This window comes from Peribacillus frigoritolerans, assembly GCF_004358755.1.
Lineage (GTDB): Bacteria > Bacillota > Bacilli > Bacillales > Bacillaceae > Bacillus_P.
Window position 1 is genome coordinate 811,744 of record NZ_SMZY01000001.1, and the last position, 16,442, is coordinate 828,185.

Below are 16,442 nucleotides of genomic sequence, written 5' to 3' on the forward strand. Positions count from 1 at the left end.
ATATGTCTATAAAGAAAAAAGGCATGTTTTATATAACAAAGATTCATTAAGTAATTGTTAGAGCACATTCTTTTCATAAATTGCTTTTAATAGTTGAATGTGGTCTCAGTAAAAAAAGGGATAACAGACAATAAGAATTCCTATCAGATATGATTTTATGTTTATGAAGCAAACATTGATTATTCAACAAACGGGTGCTTTTCTTGAACAACCTTGCAACGTGGATGTTCCAGAACGATCTTCAACAATCGGGCTCCTTTTTTGAATAGAGAAGGGCTCTTTTTGAAGGGATTATTAATCATAAAAAGAAGATATAGAGTGAAAATATTCATTCTATAATTGGACACAGAGGGGGAGCTTTGATGATATTAGAAGCTGTTATGCTTCAAGTTAAAAAAGGTATGGAACAGGAATATGAAGAAGCTTTTCGTAAGGCATCTAAAATTATTTCAGCAATGAAGGGCTATATATCCCACGAACTACAGCGTTGTATGGAAGCTGAGGGGAAATATTTGTTATTAGTAAGGTGGGAAACTTTAGAAGATCATACAGTTGGATTTAGACAATCAGACGAATATCAAGAATGGAAAAATCAACTCCATCATTTTTATGAACCATTCCCGACAGTTGAACACTTTCAAAAAGTTGATCTTTCGTAAAAGTTTTACTTTACGAACGGTTGGCGTAAGGTGAGCATCTTCAACAAACGGGGGTGTTAACTTAAGATAGATTTACACACACCTCATTGAAAAATTCTAACTATATAGTGCTATATAGGTTGGCTAGCAACCGATCGTGAATATAATGATTGTTGAAATTGATGGATTTTATCATCAAATAATGGTCACTGGTAAGAAATGTTCAAAACAAGAATTAAAGCAGATGTATTTATATAGGGACTCTGTATATGATACTTATTGAGCTATCTAGGATTTCTTCTTATTTAAAGGAACTATTTTCTAAAGGATAAAAGGATATATGCTGGGATTTTTGCTGGATTGACAATTATTGTCGGTTGACTACTAGCCAAGGTTATTATTAGGGATAATGATTAAATCTGAACAGGTATATAACTACATTATTGAAAATCATTGGAGGAAATCAAATCAATGAACAAGGCCTTAAATGTATACCATCTAGTTACCAAGAATAAAATGAGTCTTGGTCAGATTATTAACTTTGACAATAACGAATACAATACCTTGTTCCGGTTCTTTTTTGAAACAAATCAATTAAATGCTAAAGGCGAAACATTTGATCGAATTTTAAAAAGTGGTATCTCCGATAATGGCTTGAAGTTGAATAAAGAAGATGCAGAAGTAGCAGTAAAGTATATGGATCAAACAATGAGAGCTGTAAGAGAAGTAATAGTTGAATTGGTTAGACTACAAGATTATCCTGAATATCCTTCACGGCTTTCTTGTTTGTATGCAGCTAAAACCTATAATGATGTTTTGAAATGGAAAAAAATATTCGAGTCTTATAATCGAAAAGTTTTGCAGATTGTTAAACTGCGTGTCGAGGGAAAATCATTTGAAGGGAACGGAAATCTCTTACCAAAAGAAGATGGGGTACCTTTTTCACAAAAAATAAAACAAGCTAAAGAATATTGGCAAAACGGTGAAGAAAACGATTTACCAGAGCTTTTAGTCAATGGGAAAATAGAAGTTGTAGAAATTTTAGAGGAATTTGAAAAGTAGACTAGCTGATATCTTAAAATCTTTTATTCAACAATCAGGGGCGATTACCGCACTGTGTGATCGCATTTTCATATTGAGGAATTGGGCAGGTAGTTGCATAAATGGTAGGTAAAATACTTTATTTTTGGGAGCTGGCTTTTGATGTTAAAAAATGTTTGTAATTGCGAATTTACCAATTCATTAAAACTTGAAGCGGATTTTGGGGCTGACCCGATTTGGTGCAGCTTATGTGGATGGAACCTTGATATTGATGAGTTTCCATTGAAAGATAATCTTACCAATGATTTATTTCAATGGACTGAACAATATAAGAAAATCCCAATTAATGAACATAATGCAATCGGGCAAAGTCTTACTGAAAAGGTGAAAGAAGAATTGGGTTTAGAATATAGGATCATATTTATAACTGACAAATAAAAAAACCTCAAATGGGCGAAGGTTTTACTAAAGGACTGGTTAAAATAAATTATCTTATTCAGCTAAAGGGGGCTTATGTTGAAGTTCAGCTGCCTAAACAGGCGGCTTTTTCTTATTGATCTAACGGGCCAGATTAGTTTAGGAACAGAGATATTTTTTACAATAGCAGTAAAACAAATAAATCCATCCAAGAGAGCTTCTCCAGAGGTGGATTTATTTGGTATTTTCGGTTCTGCCTTAACATTATTTGGTAGGTAGTATTCTTCTCCAGTTACCATTCTTTTACTTACCATTCCCAAGCAGTATCACTTCTTCTTATGCTCTTAATACTCTAATTGGCGTAAATACAATAGGATTGCATTTTCATTAAGTTTTTTAAGCTTATACTTAAGGATTTGGCTTTCAATTTTCTTTTTGTCATCATCTTTACTATTGAATAAATCTACTAATTGAATAATAACTTCTGCTAATACAGTTACTAATCCAGCAGAACCTAATTCCAAACCTAATGTTTCTGTATCTGAAAGTTGCGACTTCGCAAATTCTTCTATTTCTTTTTTGTATTCGCCTTTAATTAGAATATACTGTTCCTTATTTTTAAATGCTAATAGTAAATCTTCAGCATTAAAAACTTCGAAGTAAGTATTTTCGTTCTCTAATTGTAATAACTCATCCAGCACTGTACCTTCACTTTTCTCTACAGTATTAGCTATTGCTTGAATTGTTTTGACTGAATAACTGCTGACATTTTTTTTGTTAACACTCGAGAGCATTTGCTGACTTATCCCAGTTTCTTTGTATACATCGTATCGTTTTTTTCCGTTCTTTTGTAAATAAATATCTAATAGGCTCATTTTCAAACTCTCCTTCTTTTTGATAAATTATTTTTTGCTAAAAAATAATTTACTTAATTATAATTTAGTATCTATGCAAAAAAATGTAAATGATTATTTCGTTTATTTTTCAACCTTATTAATCCAATAAAAGGTTAGTGTCCTTTTTGTTTAATTTTTTTATTACATAATGGTGTAACAATAAGAAAGGAAAGTTAATAATGTAGCCTGGATAGCTCAGGTTCAACTGAATAATAAATAATTGAATTTAACAAAATTGGTCTATTCCTTACTAAATCCTTATATAAATGCTCTTTTTCCCATATTGTTGAATAAGTACGTTTGTAATTCACACGAATAGCCCATATTAATAATTAGATTAATTGGCTTATAGTGTAGGAGTGTGATTATATGCTATTAACGGAAGTCTGGGAAAAATACCAGCTAGATAAAACAATTGAAGGTTATTCAGTTCTTACAATTAAGACTTATTGTTTTCAATTCAATTTGCTAGTACGTTATTTTGGAAATGTTGATGTAAACGATATAACCACGAATAAACTCAAAGGTTATCTCATCAATAGAGGAAACCATTTAAAGCCTTCCAGTCTTGGCCATAGAGTTCGATGCATACGATCTTTATTTAGATGGACGTATGAAGAAGGAATAATTAAAAAGAATCCGGCAGCCAAATTAAAAGAACCTAAATTAGGTAAAAGAATTCCAAAGTTCCTTACTGAAATAGAAATTGAGCAATTGCGTGAGGGTTGCCATAGCACTTTAGAGAATACACTATTTGAATTTATCTATTCAACCGGATGCAGGATCGGAGAAGTAGTGAAACTAAACAGAGATGACATTAATTTCTTTACAAACTCTGTCATTGTCCAAGGCAAAGGAGATAAAGAAAGAGAAGTTTATTTTAATACACGATGTGTACTATGGCTGAAAAGATACCTTGAGGAAAGAAGTGATCAAGAAGATAGCTTATTTGTTACAGAAAGACGTCCTAACAGAAGAATGAGCATAGATTTAATGAGATACATTATTAAACGAATATCAAGCAAAGCAGAGATAAAGAAGAATATACATCCACATCAGCTGAGACACAGCTATGCAACTCATATGATAAATAACGGTGCTCCTATAGAAGTTATACAAAGTTTACTTGGTCACGAAAAAAGCGAAACAACTAAAATTTATGCCCAATTAAGTGGTAAACTTAGGCAGGAACTATATAGCAAATATTTTTAATAATGAAAGACGCATTCAAGTGAATGTGTCTTTTTGTTATTGTTAATTTTTACAAATTCTGAAATAATTGATATTAAGCAATTGGCAGGATTGTGGAAGCAAAAAATAATGTAACCTACAAAATTAGGAGAGTTAAGAGATGAACGAATGTTACATCTATGCGATTATTCCAGAATATGAAAAGAGCTGCTGAAAGAACTTTCTAAAAAATTCATTGCAGTTAAATCCGTTCCATTATCGCGTATTTTTGCTTGGGATACAGGACATTTAGGTTATATAAAGGACAGTCAAAAAGAATTTTTATATGAATTTTATTTGCGGTCTACAACAATGGATTACATCGTTTTTTCCGAAGCAAATGTATCTGAGCATTTACAGACGATAAACAAGAAAAACATTGATATTTATAAAATATTCGAAATGAATAGGATTCCCCATATAACCATTGGTCACGATGGTCAATGGCTAAATATCATTGAGTATAATTAAACTATGTTCAATTATAGGTGGCTATTTTGTAATATCGGTTTTCACCCTTTGATGTTCAGAATATAGCGAGGAGAAATTAATGATTACTGATAAAAAGATTCACCGAGCTTTTGGAGTTTATGGCATTTACACCTATGGCAATAAAATACTAGTAATCAATAAGAACAGAGGACCTTACATAAATCGTTATGATCTTCCAGGAGGAAGTTTAGAAGACGGTGAAAGTCTGATAGGAGCTTTAAAACGAGAATTTCTTGAAGAGACTGGTATTGAAGTGAAAATAGAAAAGAACTTAGGTATTGCAGATTTTATGTTACCTTGGGATTGGAATGATTGTGAATTTGTCCATCACATTACAGCTTATTATTTGGTTGAAAAAGTCCGTGGCAATATAAATGATCCTCATCAATTTGAAGGTCAAGACTCTCTGAGTGCGTTGTGGTTATCAGAAAAAGAAGCAAATATTAATAATGCATCTCCACTAGTTCTTAAAGCATTTAGGTGGTTAAAGGAAAGTGTATTTGATCCGGATATTGAGGTTTATAATGATTGGAAAATGAAAATGTAAGATATTCTGCAATCGGGGTCTTATCTGGAAAAAGGTAAGCCTTCTTTTATGGAAATAATTGTTATTCTTAATACCATTTGAAATAAATGGTATTAATATCAGACAAGTGTTTATGTTAGTCATTTAAAGAGGGAGGAAAATTTGGGCGGAATAAATTTAAAAGGGTGGTGAGTAGGGTGAATACAATAGTTCAGGCAATTATAGGTTCCGTTATTGTTTATCTAATTTACTATATAATCACAATGGGTATAGGTTATATAAAGACTAAAAGATATATCCCCGATATAGAAAGAGGGTGGGAAAATGTAAATAATCTTCCCAACGAAGTGGAGTTTGGAAGAAAAGTCTCACCCGTTAAATACATAGGTTCTTTTGTGGGAGTAACGTTAATTTGTGGTTTGATAATTTTTGTTCTGAAAATATCCTTCATTTAAAGAAAACTAATTGCAACACTGTTCTATTGATAATAAGGTAAAAATTCAGAAATCAATTTATGTGAAAAAGATGATTGATAACAAAGGGGGAGTTAATTTGAAAAAGCGTTTGTTATTATTCAGCTTTATTAGCATTTTTATTTTACTTGCGGCTTGCTCTTCTAAACCGCCAGTTGAACTAATTCGTTCCACTGTAGAACTAAAAAACGATAAGTCTCACCTTGGCTCAATGACAATTATGACTGGAGAAAGAAAAGGGGAAGAAGTTATTCCAACAGCTCTTTATTATTCCATTAGGCTTAAAAATACCAGCTGGAATAAACTTGGTGAGGAAGATCCCAAGAATCAGGTTACGATTAAAATTATTCCAAGTGAAAAGTTGATTAACGCTTCTAGGAACATTGTAGGGTTCAATATTTTTAATTCTGATGAGTATGTGGATTCAGGTGTCGGTTTCGGCGAGTCAATCGATGGAGTCATCCCAAAAGGAAAAACGGGAAAGTATGATATCTATTATGAATTGGGAGTACAGGATGCTAAACAATCTGAATTTAAGGTTGCTCCTTCAAAAGAAGCGATGGAAGAGTTATTAAAAATCTCCTTAGATGCAACCGTCGTTGTCTATGAAGGAAAAAAAGAAGTGGCTCGATTAGATCTGAATAAATAAGGATTAACCCACATTTGCTAAGCTATTGTCATATCATCGTGAAAGTGCGATTTGGTGTGTATTTTACTTCTTGAATAAAGAAATTAAAGAAGAAGAGATGCTAAAGGGTTGGGATAAATAAAAAGTAGTTCTTTAATTAAAGGGAGCTTTAATTGAAGAAGGATCATAGAAACAATCAAACTTTATTCTAAAGTAACATGCATAAACCCCTTTTTTTATGCAGCCAACTGGTTTCTTCCGCAGCTGAAAACATTGATCTAGCAGCCTTGTATAAAAACGTGTATAAATGATAAATGGGGTTTTCTTTTTTGCAACTTCCTCTAGGATTGATTATGTTACCAAAACGGAACCCGTTAGTTAGATGCAGCTCATTTTTCTTAAAGACGAAAAAGAACACTCAAGATTTTATCTGCGAAGGAGCAGACCCCATCCATTTTTTAATCATGCGGTTAAAGTATGATTGGTCGCAGTAACCTAAATACTCAGCAACGTCTTTAACAGACATTTCCGTTTTCGACAGTAAATTCAAGGGCTGTGTTTATGCGGATTTGGTGCAGATATTGAATGGGTGTACTACCGATGACTTCCTTAAATAGAATGGTAACGTAATTTGGAGTAACGCCTGCAATAATGGATAACTCCTCAATGGTAATGCTCCGTCTGTAATTGTTTAATATGTATTTCTGCATCTTCCTTACAAGCGGTTCTTTAACTGCAGAAGGATTCCTTTCAGATTTCTCCTGCGAAATCAGGAGAAATAGTTCCGTCAAAACGCTGCTGGATAATTGTTCAAAGAATGTTCTCTTTCCTAGCCACTGTAAAAATAAAAAAGAAAAACGCTGTTCAAAGTAAGCTGTATTTCTAGGCTTAAACCTAAGCAGTTTATTTCTATCAGTAATAAGCGGCGGGATTTCTGCTGTATGATGATCCTATGAAAAGACAGCTGTATATTTTTTATGAGATTCATGCGGATGATTTGTCCATGAACGATAAAGTTTTTTTGGGATAAATAAAACCTCGCCTTTATCTAACTCCAGCTGTTTATCATCAATAAAATACAGGACTTTCCCCTCTGCAGCATAGACAAGGGTATTATGGCCCCGCGATTTTTCCGTTCTCCATGAAGGTTCTACATCATAATAAATCCCCTGAATATCTAACAACCCTACATCACCTTCCTTTTAAATAAAATGATGAAATGTACAAATAGAGTAGTTTTGTTTATTTTTCAAATAGAACTTATCTTTTATTATGAATAGTAAGAAAAATAGACTTTATTTAAAGTGTTTTATCATGGATGGACAAAAGGAAGAGGCGCTGAAAAAGAGGATTGGTTTTTATATCTTAATTTCTGGGATCCTCATACTCCTTATCGGACACCGGTCTCATACGGAAATCCATTCAAAGAAGGAAGATCCGGCTCCTGAATGGCTGACAGATGAAATGATTAATAGACACAGAGAAAGCTTTGGACCAATGAGTGCGCGGGAATTGCCTGCAGATCAGGAGTGGCCTGATCTCCCAAAAGAAATAACTTCCCGATCGGATTTTAAAAAATGGATTGACGGATATGATACAGCAATTCGGTATGCAGATGACCATGTTGGAATCATCCTCGATGCTTTAAAAGAAGAAGGGATACTTGAAGATATATTCATAATCATTTCAGCAGATCATGGCGAAAATCAAGGTGAACTCAATGTTTATGGTGATCACCGAACAGCAGATCATATCACGAATCGCATTCCTCTTATCATGGCAGGCCCGAATGTGAGTCAGGGACATATGGATGAGGACTTTCACTATCAAATTGATCTGGGGCCGACTTTGACTGAACTGGCTGGCGGTGAGCAGCGGGAGAAATGGGATGGAACCTGTTTCTTACCTGCGTTGACGGAGAAGAAATCCTCTGGCCGCCCCTATCTCGTTGTTAGTCAGGCTGCCTGGAGCTGTAAGCGATCTGTCCGATTTGATAAATGGCTCTTGATTCGCACCTATCATGATGGTTTGAAGGATTTTCTCGAATTGATGCTATTTGATTTGGAAAATGATCCTCATGAAACAGAAAATGTAATAGAACATCATCCAGAGATCGTTGGAAAGGGCTTGCAGCTACTTGATGCCTGGGTGGCTCAGCAAATGGCTTCTTCCGATTCTCCAACAGATCCAATGTGGAATGTGATTCAGGAGGGCGGTCCCTATCATACACGAGGAAATCTGGAAAATTATCTAATCAGTCTGCGGCAAGATGGACGGCATGAAGCAGCAATGAAGCTTGAAAGCAGACATGAGAAATTTCAGCACATTTATATAGCTAGAAGGGGTACCAAATGAGTTTGGGTATTTATATACTGAAAAAATTAACTGACAATACGGTCCTTGCTCACTTTTCTGACTTCTCGCGGAAAACAGGGACAGAAAAATGAAGAAATGCTGTACGCCTGAAAGATGCCATAAGCAGCGACTGGGTACTAAATTAAATGTCATAAACAAAAGCAAGAGTAGTTTTAAAGAGGGAATGGTTTTGCTTGATGGGGGAAGTTTCATTATGGGTTCTAACAGCAAAGAAGGGTTTTCTAAAGATGGAGAAGGACCTGCAAGAGAAGTTGTTTTATCTCCTTTTTATATCGAAATTTATGCAGTCACAAATAAACAATTTACACAATTTGTCCAAGAAACAGGTTATATAACCGAGCCAGAGTTGTACGGCTGGTCCTTTGTCTTCAATCAATTTCTATCAGAAGAAGCTCTGGCAGCCAAGCCTGAGTGGGTGCCAGGCCTTCCGTGGTGGGCTGCAGTTTATGGGGCATCGTGGAAACAGCCGGAAGGACCAGGATCATCCATTGAAAACAGATTGGATCATCCTGTAGTACACGTTTTTTGGAAAGATGCTCAATCTTACTGTTTTTGGGCAGGTAAGAGGCTTCCAACTGAAGCAGAGTGGGAATATGCTGCTCGGGGAAACTTAAATCAAAAAAGATATGTATAGGGAGATGAATTGCTGATTAATGGCAAACATCAATGTAATATTTGGCAGGGAGTGTTTCCGGAAAAAAATACAGACCGTGTCCAGTTCATGCATACAATCCAAACGGATTTGGGCTATATAATGTCTGCGGGAATGTGTGGGAATGGTGCGCAGACTGGTTCAGCCGAGCTTATCACATTGAAAGTTCCTCATATAATCCTTCAGGACCTGCTGTCGGTCAGGCAAAATCAATGAGGGGCGGATCCTATCTTTGTCATAAATCTTATTGTAATCGCTATCGGGTTGCTGCAAGAAGCTCCAATTCGCCAGATAGTTCTTCTGGGAATATAGGCTTTAGATGTGCAGCTGATGTTGTAATTAGACGGAATGAAAGAATCCAGGACAGCAAAAGGTCCTGGATTCTATTTTCCTTCTTGGATTTTTACTATTTGTATTTCTGGCTTCCTGCATTAACAATGACAACTTCTACCTTAATGTCAGACAAAGAATCTCCCTGAAGTTTATATTTTTTTACAAGCGACGGAGATTTTCGGTAAGTGGACTCTGTCAGATTGTATAAATCTGCATCCAGTTTCAGTCCATTTTCAAACGTGCGCTGCACATCGTTTTTAATTTCCTGTTGGATTTTTTTCTTTAAACTGGCAAGGGAAGGTTCATCTGCACTTTCATCAATGAAAGCCTTGGTTTTCAACTGGACCGTATAGTGCAATCCGTCCTTTATAGGTTCATGAAGCGTGATTTTATAGCCCTTCACCAAGAGTTCAACAACTGTTTCTTCATGAGTGATTTCCAGCTTATTTTCTTTTTGTTGTTCTGTTAACCATTGTAATCCACGTAGATCTTCGTAAGGCATGAATCCCTTAGATTTCATCTTTGATACAATGAAACCTCCATTTACATGCGGAGTGGGGGGCTCTTTTTCATCTTCGTGCCACTGCCCCTCTGTGATAGAAACATTTGGAATCAGGATCGAACCATAGGGCTCATTTCCTCCTCTTAACAGCATCTGCATATTTAAAGGATTGACAGCATGATTGCGGCTAAGCATGATGTCAGGATGAAACAGGACTTTATAGGTAGGTGCCTGATTGAATAGAGACTTCGTTTTTAAGACATCTGATAATTCCTCTGAAGTTCCGAATACCCAAGAGGTAAACCTGATCAACGGATCATGGCCTATATGGGATATTACTTCTTCTAATTTTTGATTAATAACTCTCTCACTGAGCAAAATTACCTGTATATGACCGTAATAAAGCGGAAATTGTGATGTCTTCTCCAATTTCCTGAATGCCATTGTTAAGCTCTCAGCTTCCTCTTTCCCTACAAGTACAGGGGACTCAGAAGGCTGGGATCCTCCTCCTTCTTGCTTTGCAATGGAAGAAAAAATGGCAGATTCTGTGTATACAATATACTTGCCGTCTTTATAATCGACTCCTAATGCCTCAATATAAAGCTGATCGCTGATTCCCCGGCTTCCCCAGCATCCGCTCAGCACTAAACAAATCGAAGATAGCAGCATAAAAAGTTTTACCTGTTTATTGATCATTGTTGCCTCCTTGACGGGAAGAGTCCTGCGTAAACATCGATTTATCTCTTTGTTTCATGAGCGGAAAAGGCAGTTTGAGAAATGATTTTAGAAGATCTGGAACATTTGGTTCAGCAAAGGATGTCAAGTAAGGATAATCAAATGAACGCATTGACCCCAAAAGTAAAAAGATACTCAGCATTGCTACAAAGAAGCCGAACAATCCAAACATCCCGCACATCAAGAGGGTGTAAATACGTAAAAAAAGCAAATTCCCGCTTAACGACTGATTCACGAATGTATAGCTTGCAATCATTGTAATTGCGACTACAACTAGTGTAGTAGGTGATGTCAGGCCAGCCCGAATGGCCGCATCCCCTACGATTAATCCTCCAAGTACAGCAACAGTCTGACCGACGGCTTTCGGCAGCCTTGCACCAGCTTCTTTGAACAATTCGAACAATATGACCATAATCATCATCTCAAGCGGCAAGGATAATGGCAGTCCGGTTCGAGAGAGAGTAAGAGTCGCAAGCAAAGGGTAAGGAAGCTGATCCTGGTGAAAGGTCGTCAGCGCAACCCACAGACCAGGGAGTGAAATCGTTGTAAATAAGCCCGTGAAACGCAGAAACCGCTCAAAAGTAACCATATAAAAACTTGCATTTGCATCCTCAGGTGATTTTAAAGTGATCTTGAGAGACGCTGGTCCTATAAGGACTGTCGGGGATCCATCTACAATGATGATGAAATGACCCTGAACTAAAGATTGAACCGCATAATCAGGACGTCCTGTATTATCAAGCAAAGGAAAAATCGAAAAATAACTATCTGATAAGGATTCTTCTAAATCACTGCTGCTCACTAAAACGTCAATATCTAAATTTGCGAGACGTTGATCAACCCGTTTTACTAGATCCTGATCGATAATATCGTAAACATACAATAAAGAAACAGAAGTTTGGCTTCGTCTTCCTATTGTGTATGACTTACTATGCAGGGAAGAAGACTTAAAACGTTTTCTAATAAGGGCAAAATTCGTTTCTAAATCCTCAATAAATCCATCTCTCGGACCTCTGATCGAAATTTCCGTGTTGGATTCTTCAGGGGTTCTTTTAGGTGTGTTTGATAGTTCAATTGAATAAATATAGCTTTTATTTTCATTTATTAGGAGAACGTTACCGGAAAATAGATTTCGTTCAATCATCTGCAAGTTTTGATTAGTCAGCTTAAGCTTACTTACTTCAAAACGGTTTCTAAAACTTTTACAATCCAAAGCTTCACCTTTCTGAATATTGGAGTGCAGGAAAGGAAGAAATGTTTCCTCCATAATCTGAACATCTGTTAACCCTTTGCAAAACAAAATCGTAAAACTATGAGAGGATATGTCAGAAAATAAGCGCTGCTTAATCACCACATCCATATTGTTTTGAAAAGATGATAAAAATTCATTAAGTTCTATCGAGTTTGCCTCGGTCTCATTTATGGTCATACCATTTCCTCATTTCTTAAATAGGACGTAAAGACAGATGACGCTGATCAGCGGAATGATAACGTACAATTGGTAGGGGAAAAAGTAATGATAGAGATGCTTGAAAATAACAAGATTAGATATAGGAGCCAGTGTATAGCCGATTGCTATTATATATAAAAGACTTACAATCCAAATTCTGTATTTTGTCTTTTTAATGAGATGGGTTACTAGATACATCAATAAACTGATGCGGATAAACGCTCCTGAAATCCATTGGAAAATCGAAAGAAAATCCATTCTTGTAATTTCTTTGCTGAGGGTAAGAAGCTTCCACTGCTCAAAGGCGGGATATCGGAGCTTGCTTGCCTCATAAGGGCCAAATTCAGCAATAGCTGCCATCAACGGGCCAATCATGAGACCCATTAAGATAAAAGCCACCAGGAAAATATGCTTCCATTTCAAAGGCTTATTTGTATAATGGACCAAAAATAAAAGCGTGCTTAATTCTGTAAGGCCAGAAAAGACGTAGGTTGTGCCATTAATTATTGGTCCAGGTCCATGTTCGGCGATGGGCAGCAGCATAGAGTAATCCTTATGCTGGATATTTCCAATTGCAATGAAACAGCCGAAGGCAACGACCATCGGCAAGGCAATCATTGTCACAATGCTTAATTCCTGAATCCCTTTATATGTCCCAAAAAAACACAGCAAACCTAACAAAATACATAGAACAAGCATTGGGGTATTCATTAAATAATTGGTTTTTGTCCAAGTAACTGTATCTCTGAAGGTTACAGCTGCATTTAAATAAAAATAGAGAATCAAGATGACTGTAAATAAAAATACAGGCACACGTCCAAGACGAGTTTTCAGATACTCTAAAAAGTTTTGATTTCCGATCTTTTTGATAACGGCTCCAATTAACAAGATCCAGATGATATAAGGCACAATTGAAACAACAACACTTAACCATGAGTCCCGGCCTGCAGCCGAAAGAATAAGCGGTATGATCAGAACATGATTGACTAATCCGGAAGACATGATTATCAAGAAATAAATATGTATAGGAGCAATTCCCGGCTGAATACGCATGTTTTCCCCCATTGTCAGTAATAAAAGTTAGTATTTAGTTAAAAAATGGGTTTTATACGAAAATTTGGTGTTGGTTTCCTTTTTTTTAACCTTGATAAGCAGAAAAGAGCTGGCGAGTTTCGATAAGATAAAAGCGGGTATTTAAACTAATAGAACGACGTTAGAATAGAAGGGAATGGATTTAAATGTCAGAAAAAAATCATATTATTAATAAAAATGAAAGTCTCGAAACAGAAAAGGTAGAAAGCCGCATTGCAACAATTCCGGATGAAAAAATGGAAGATATTCTGGGCAGTTTTGAAAGTTTCAAACAATACCTGGGAAAGCGGGTTGCTCTTGGCGAAAAACTTGGATTAAGTGAAGAACAATTAGCCAAAACAGCAGAAAAAGTTGCCGCTTACCTTGCTGAAAATGAGGAACCGAGAAACCGCGAGGAAAAATTGCTTCAGGAGCTTTGGAAAGCAGGCGATAAGGAGCAGCGCCATCAATTGGCACATCTTCTTGTCAGACTTGTAGGAAAAGAGTAAAACTGCGAAAAGCTAGAGCTGATGATTCAGCTCTAGCTTTTTTTTATGAGTCTAATCGGGAAGACCGTTCGGCATAATTAAAAATTGGATCTGAGAGTTTAAACTCATACGTGAGCCCGTCTACAATTCCGACCGTTTTTTCGCTGTCATAGAGGTCCAGCATAAATGCTGCCATTTCTTTAGCTGTATGAAACTTTGGCATAGCGCCTTCATAAGTAAATTCATCAAGATCAAAAGAGCGTTTAGCAAATTCTGTTTCGGTTGCTGCGGGTGCCAGTACTTTTGCCTGCATTTTAGCTCCTTTTGCTTTTAACTCGCGGGCAAGACCTTCAGTAAAGGCACTTACATAAAACTTCGTTGCACAGTACGTGACGGCTTCAGCGATAATCGTATATCCGCCTCCAGATGAAATATTCATAATCTGTGTTCCATCATGATCGGAATAATCTCTTACAAAGAGAGAAGACAAAATCGTCAGCGCTTCAATATTTAAATGAAGCATGGACTCTATTTTATTTAAATTCTGTTCGCCGATAGAAGCAAAGTTTCCAAACCCTGCATTGTTAATCCAAGTTTCAAGTTCGTATTCTTGAAGACTCTCGTACAGCGAATAAGCATTTTCTGAAATCGATAAATCACTGACCCGGATGACAACATCAAGCTCTCTGTTCAATTTTTCGATTTCTGCTTTTAACTCCTGCAGTTTATCTTCTCTGCGCGCAACAAGAACTAAATTTTTTCCCCGTGCTGCAAAAGCAAGGGAAGCTTCATACCCGATTCCCGAGCTTGCGCCTGTTATAACGGTATATTTCATTTGATCTCCTCCTTATTTCAATTACAGTTTCATTCTATTAGTTAGAGTGTACTCTAAGTCAAATATTATTTATACTTGAACTAGAGAAAAAACCTGGAGGGATAGGATGTACACAATTAGTGAGGCAGCCGAACTATTGGGACTGAGCACGCATACATTGCGCTATTATGAAAAAGAGAAGATTATCGAAACGGACCGCACTGCGGGCGGAGATCGTATTTATACTGAAAATCAGCTTGCGTGGCTTCGGTTTGTTGTCAAACTCAAACAAACGCAGATGCCGCTTGCTCAAATAAGAGAATATACTAATCTTTTTTTAGAAGGTGAACACACAGCTAATGCCCGCCTTAAGCTGCTTGAAAATCACAGAAAATCAATACATCACCAAGTGAAGACGCTTGAAGCTACAGAAAAAATGCTTGATGACAAGATAACTGCTTATAAAGAATCAATTAATAAGAATAAAATAATTAATAAGCAGTAATAGTACTTCATCTAATAACCTGTAAAGGACTTCGAACCTGTTGCAGGTTTTTTATTTTGAACCATTGTAATCTCCCGTTCATCTTTTGTTCACCTTGCTCTCCTATACTCTTCTTATCAATAAGAATTGGAGGAAGGAAAATGAATCTGGCATGGAAGGAAATCAAAAAGAACAAGGCTCGTTTTCTCATCTTAGGATCCATTATTTTTTTAGTGAGTTTTCTGACGTTTATGATCTCTGGGCTTTCAAATGGATTGTCCCAAGACAATGCTTCACTGATAAAAGATTTGCCTGATGGTCATTTCTACATGAATGCTGATGCGGAAGAAAATTATCTTGCGTCTAAGATTGATAAAAAGATGGAGGAAAAGATCCTTGCGGAAAATAAAAATGCAGCTGCTCTTGCCATCCAAATGGGTTTTATAAACGATGATCAAGATAGGCAGCATAGTGTGGCTTTTGTGACAGCAGCTCAATCGCCATTTTTTGACGAGGTCAAAAAAGGAGAAGTTATTTTAGATCGTTCCTTAAAAGCAGAAGGAGTGAAGATAGGAGATAAGGTAAAAAACAATCAATATGAAGGAGAACTCATTGTAAAGGGGTTTGCCGATCATAAAAAATTCAGCCATGCACCTGCAGCTTTTATTAATCAAGAAGATTATCAAGAAATCTTCAAGCAAAATGAGATGCAATTCATCTTTCTTCAAATGAACGATGAGATACAATCCCTTTCCGGACTTCAGTCATTTACAAATGATGAGTTTCTCAGCACAATACCAAGCTACAGCGCCGAGCAGCTTTCCTTAACTATGATTTCATGGTTTTTAATTGTTATAAGCGGCATGCTGTTCACCATTTTTTTCTACATGATGAACGTTCAAAAAATTGGATTGTACGGAATCTTAAAAGCTATTGGCATGAAAACGAAATCTTTATTTGTCATGATGTGGAGTCAAATGATCATCATCACACTCATTTCTCTCAGTATATCCGTTCTTTTAAGTCAAGCTTTAGAAAGCGTTGCTCCTCAAGGCCTTCCGTTTTATTTGCCGGCAGAAACCAGTCTTCAGCTTTCACTCGTTTTCGCCGCAGTAGGGTTCATAGGGGCTACTTTATCGGGTATTCAAATAAAAAAAGTCGAACCATTAAAAGCCATACAACAGGGGGAAGGGTAA

19 protein-coding genes and 1 pseudogene are annotated in these 16,442 nt (G+C 36.4%); 12 read left to right on the top strand and 8 right to left on the bottom strand.

Annotated elements, in window-relative coordinates; genetic code table 11:
• Positions 1–362: 362 nt before the first annotated feature.
• From E2R53_RS04315 to E2R53_RS04325, 3 genes are all read left to right on the top strand, one after another.
• On the top strand, positions 363–659 hold the full coding sequence (locus tag E2R53_RS04315) for an antibiotic biosynthesis monooxygenase family protein (protein ID WP_133310558.1): 297 nt from the start codon (positions 363–365) through the stop codon (positions 657–659).
• Positions 660–1,109: 450 nt separating this feature from the next.
• Entirely contained in the window at positions 1,110–1,700 is a 591-nt protein-coding gene (locus tag E2R53_RS04320) for a DUF2441 domain-containing protein (RefSeq protein ID WP_133310559.1), read from the top strand.
• Between the two features lie 141 nt (positions 1,701–1,841).
• Positions 1,842–2,117 (top strand): hypothetical protein, encoded by a 276-nt coding sequence (locus E2R53_RS04325; protein ID WP_133310560.1) that lies wholly within the window; start codon positions 1,842–1,844, stop codon positions 2,115–2,117.
• Positions 2,118–2,440: 323 nt separating this feature from the next.
• Here E2R53_RS04325 and E2R53_RS04330 read toward each other — a convergent pair whose 3' ends face one another.
• Positions 2,441–2,971, bottom strand: coding sequence for a hypothetical protein (locus E2R53_RS04330; protein WP_206197349.1), 531 nt, complete (start codon positions 2,969–2,971; stop codon positions 2,441–2,443).
• A gap of 390 nt (positions 2,972–3,361) precedes the next feature.
• On the opposite strand from E2R53_RS04330, the gene E2R53_RS04335 reads away from it, so the two are divergent.
• The 4 genes from E2R53_RS04335 to E2R53_RS04350 all read left to right on the top strand — a co-directional run bounded on the left by E2R53_RS04335 (position 3,362) and on the right by E2R53_RS04350 (position 6,362).
• The gene (locus tag E2R53_RS04335; RefSeq protein ID WP_133310561.1) at positions 3,362–4,204 is read left to right on the top strand and encodes a tyrosine-type recombinase/integrase; all 843 of its coding nucleotides are present in this window, start codon (positions 3,362–3,364) and stop codon (positions 4,202–4,204) included.
• Positions 4,205–4,772: 568 nt separating this feature from the next.
• Positions 4,773–5,261 carry an NUDIX hydrolase gene (locus E2R53_RS04340; protein WP_133310562.1) on the top strand — a complete coding sequence of 163 codons (489 nt, stop codon included), beginning with the start codon at positions 4,773–4,775 and terminating at the stop codon, positions 5,259–5,261.
• A gap of 176 nt (positions 5,262–5,437) precedes the next feature.
• Entirely contained in the window at positions 5,438–5,695 is a 258-nt protein-coding gene (locus tag E2R53_RS04345) for a hypothetical protein (RefSeq protein WP_133310563.1), read from the top strand.
• Positions 5,696–5,792: 97 nt separating this feature from the next.
• Positions 5,793–6,362, top strand: coding sequence for a hypothetical protein (locus E2R53_RS04350; protein WP_133310564.1), 570 nt, complete (start codon positions 5,793–5,795; stop codon positions 6,360–6,362).
• A 397-nt stretch (positions 6,363–6,759) separates the two neighbouring features.
• Here E2R53_RS04350 and E2R53_RS23740 read toward each other — a convergent pair whose 3' ends face one another.
• The 3 genes from E2R53_RS23740 to E2R53_RS04365 all read right to left on the bottom strand — a co-directional run bounded on the left by E2R53_RS23740 (position 6,760) and on the right by E2R53_RS04365 (position 7,525).
• A complete protein-coding gene (locus E2R53_RS23740) occupies positions 6,760–6,867 on the bottom strand; it encodes a helix-turn-helix domain-containing protein (protein WP_133310565.1) in 108 nt (35 codons plus the stop codon).
• On the bottom strand, positions 6,857–7,132 hold the full coding sequence (locus E2R53_RS04360) for an AraC family transcriptional regulator (RefSeq protein ID WP_133310566.1): 276 nt from the start codon (positions 7,130–7,132) through the stop codon (positions 6,857–6,859). Before E2R53_RS04360 ends, E2R53_RS23740 begins: the two co-directional genes overlap by 11 nt.
• A gap of 159 nt (positions 7,133–7,291) precedes the next feature.
• Positions 7,292–7,525 (bottom strand): hypothetical protein, encoded by a 234-nt coding sequence (locus E2R53_RS04365; RefSeq protein ID WP_133310567.1) that lies wholly within the window; start codon positions 7,523–7,525, stop codon positions 7,292–7,294.
• Between the two features lie 130 nt (positions 7,526–7,655).
• Here E2R53_RS04365 and E2R53_RS04370 point away from each other — a divergent pair, with 130 nt between their 5' ends.
• On the top strand, positions 7,656–8,696 hold the full coding sequence (locus tag E2R53_RS04370; protein ID WP_206197350.1) for a sulfatase family protein: 1,041 nt from the start codon (positions 7,656–7,658) through the stop codon (positions 8,694–8,696).
• 88 nt (positions 8,697–8,784) lie between these two features.
• Positions 8,785–9,704 (top strand): annotated as a pseudogene (locus E2R53_RS04375) (formylglycine-generating enzyme family protein); the annotation flags it as partial.
• 71 nt (positions 9,705–9,775) lie between these two features.
• Here the strand turns inward: E2R53_RS04375 and E2R53_RS04380 are convergent.
• From E2R53_RS04380 to E2R53_RS04390, 3 genes are read right to left on the bottom strand one after another with little or no spacing between them, the layout of a single operon-like run.
• Positions 9,776–10,900 carry a Ger(x)C family spore germination protein gene (locus tag E2R53_RS04380; protein WP_133310568.1) on the bottom strand — a complete coding sequence of 375 codons (1,125 nt, stop codon included), beginning with the start codon at positions 10,898–10,900 and terminating at the stop codon, positions 9,776–9,778.
• The gene (locus tag E2R53_RS04385; protein WP_133310569.1) at positions 10,890–12,368 is read right to left on the bottom strand and encodes a spore germination protein; all 1,479 of its coding nucleotides are present in this window, start codon (positions 12,366–12,368) and stop codon (positions 10,890–10,892) included. The genes E2R53_RS04380 and E2R53_RS04385 overlap by 11 nt, the downstream gene beginning before the upstream one ends.
• Before the next feature lie 9 nt (positions 12,369–12,377).
• Positions 12,378–13,442, bottom strand: a complete 1,065-nt coding sequence (locus E2R53_RS04390; RefSeq protein WP_165970888.1) for a GerAB/ArcD/ProY family transporter — start codon at positions 13,440–13,442, stop codon at positions 12,378–12,380.
• Positions 13,443–13,627: 185 nt separating this feature from the next.
• On the opposite strand from E2R53_RS04390, the gene E2R53_RS04395 reads away from it, so the two are divergent.
• On the top strand, positions 13,628–13,969 hold the full coding sequence (locus E2R53_RS04395; RefSeq protein WP_133310571.1) for a DUF3243 family protein: 342 nt from the start codon (positions 13,628–13,630) through the stop codon (positions 13,967–13,969).
• A gap of 43 nt (positions 13,970–14,012) precedes the next feature.
• Here the strand turns inward: E2R53_RS04395 and E2R53_RS04400 are convergent, their stop codons facing one another.
• Positions 14,013–14,783, bottom strand: a complete 771-nt coding sequence (locus E2R53_RS04400) for an SDR family NAD(P)-dependent oxidoreductase (RefSeq protein WP_133310572.1) — start codon at positions 14,781–14,783, stop codon at positions 14,013–14,015.
• Positions 14,784–14,889: 106 nt separating this feature from the next.
• On the opposite strand from E2R53_RS04400, the gene E2R53_RS04405 reads away from it, so the two are divergent.
• Together E2R53_RS04405 and E2R53_RS04410 are read left to right on the top strand one after the other, a co-directional pair.
• Positions 14,890–15,267 (top strand): MerR family transcriptional regulator, encoded by a 378-nt coding sequence (locus E2R53_RS04405; RefSeq protein ID WP_133310573.1) that lies wholly within the window; start codon positions 14,890–14,892, stop codon positions 15,265–15,267.
• Positions 15,268–15,407: 140 nt separating this feature from the next.
• Positions 15,408–16,442, top strand: coding sequence for an FtsX-like permease family protein (locus E2R53_RS04410; RefSeq protein ID WP_133310574.1), 1,035 nt, complete (start codon positions 15,408–15,410; stop codon positions 16,440–16,442).

Bases quoted from the DNA above. Each gene is read 5' to 3' on its own strand.
- E2R53_RS04395 (WP_133310571.1), top strand. From the start codon at position 13,628: ATGTCAGAAAAAAATCATATTATTAATAAAAATGAAAGTCTCGAAACA.
- E2R53_RS04405 (WP_133310573.1), top strand. From the start codon at position 14,890: ATGTACACAATTAGTGAGGCAGCCGAACTATTGGGACTGAGCACGCAT.
- E2R53_RS04390 (WP_165970888.1), bottom strand. From the start codon at position 13,442: ATGCGTATTCAGCCGGGAATTGCTCCTATACATATTTATTTCTTGATA.
- E2R53_RS04370 (WP_206197350.1), top strand. From the start codon at position 7,656: ATGGATGGACAAAAGGAAGAGGCGCTGAAAAAGAGGATTGGTTTTTAT.
- E2R53_RS04325 (WP_133310560.1), top strand. From the start codon at position 1,842: ATGTTAAAAAATGTTTGTAATTGCGAATTTACCAATTCATTAAAACTT.
- E2R53_RS04330 (WP_206197349.1), bottom strand. From the start codon at position 2,971: ATGAGCCTATTAGATATTTATTTACAAAAGAACGGAAAAAAACGATAC.
- E2R53_RS04400 (WP_133310572.1), bottom strand. From the start codon at position 14,783: ATGAAATATACCGTTATAACAGGCGCAAGCTCGGGAATCGGGTATGAA.
- E2R53_RS04385 (WP_133310569.1), bottom strand. From the start codon at position 12,368: ATGACCATAAATGAGACCGAGGCAAACTCGATAGAACTTAATGAATTT.
- E2R53_RS04315 (WP_133310558.1), top strand. From the start codon at position 363: ATGATATTAGAAGCTGTTATGCTTCAAGTTAAAAAAGGTATGGAACAG.
- E2R53_RS04320 (WP_133310559.1), top strand. From the start codon at position 1,110: ATGAACAAGGCCTTAAATGTATACCATCTAGTTACCAAGAATAAAATG.
- E2R53_RS04410 (WP_133310574.1), top strand. From the start codon at position 15,408: ATGAATCTGGCATGGAAGGAAATCAAAAAGAACAAGGCTCGTTTTCTC.
- E2R53_RS04380 (WP_133310568.1), bottom strand. From the start codon at position 10,900: ATGATCAATAAACAGGTAAAACTTTTTATGCTGCTATCTTCGATTTGT.
- E2R53_RS04340 (WP_133310562.1), top strand. From the start codon at position 4,773: ATGATTACTGATAAAAAGATTCACCGAGCTTTTGGAGTTTATGGCATT.
- E2R53_RS04335 (WP_133310561.1), top strand. From the start codon at position 3,362: ATGCTATTAACGGAAGTCTGGGAAAAATACCAGCTAGATAAAACAATT.
- E2R53_RS23740 (WP_133310565.1), bottom strand. From the start codon at position 6,867: ATGTCTGTTAAAGACGTTGCTGAGTATTTAGGTTACTGCGACCAATCA.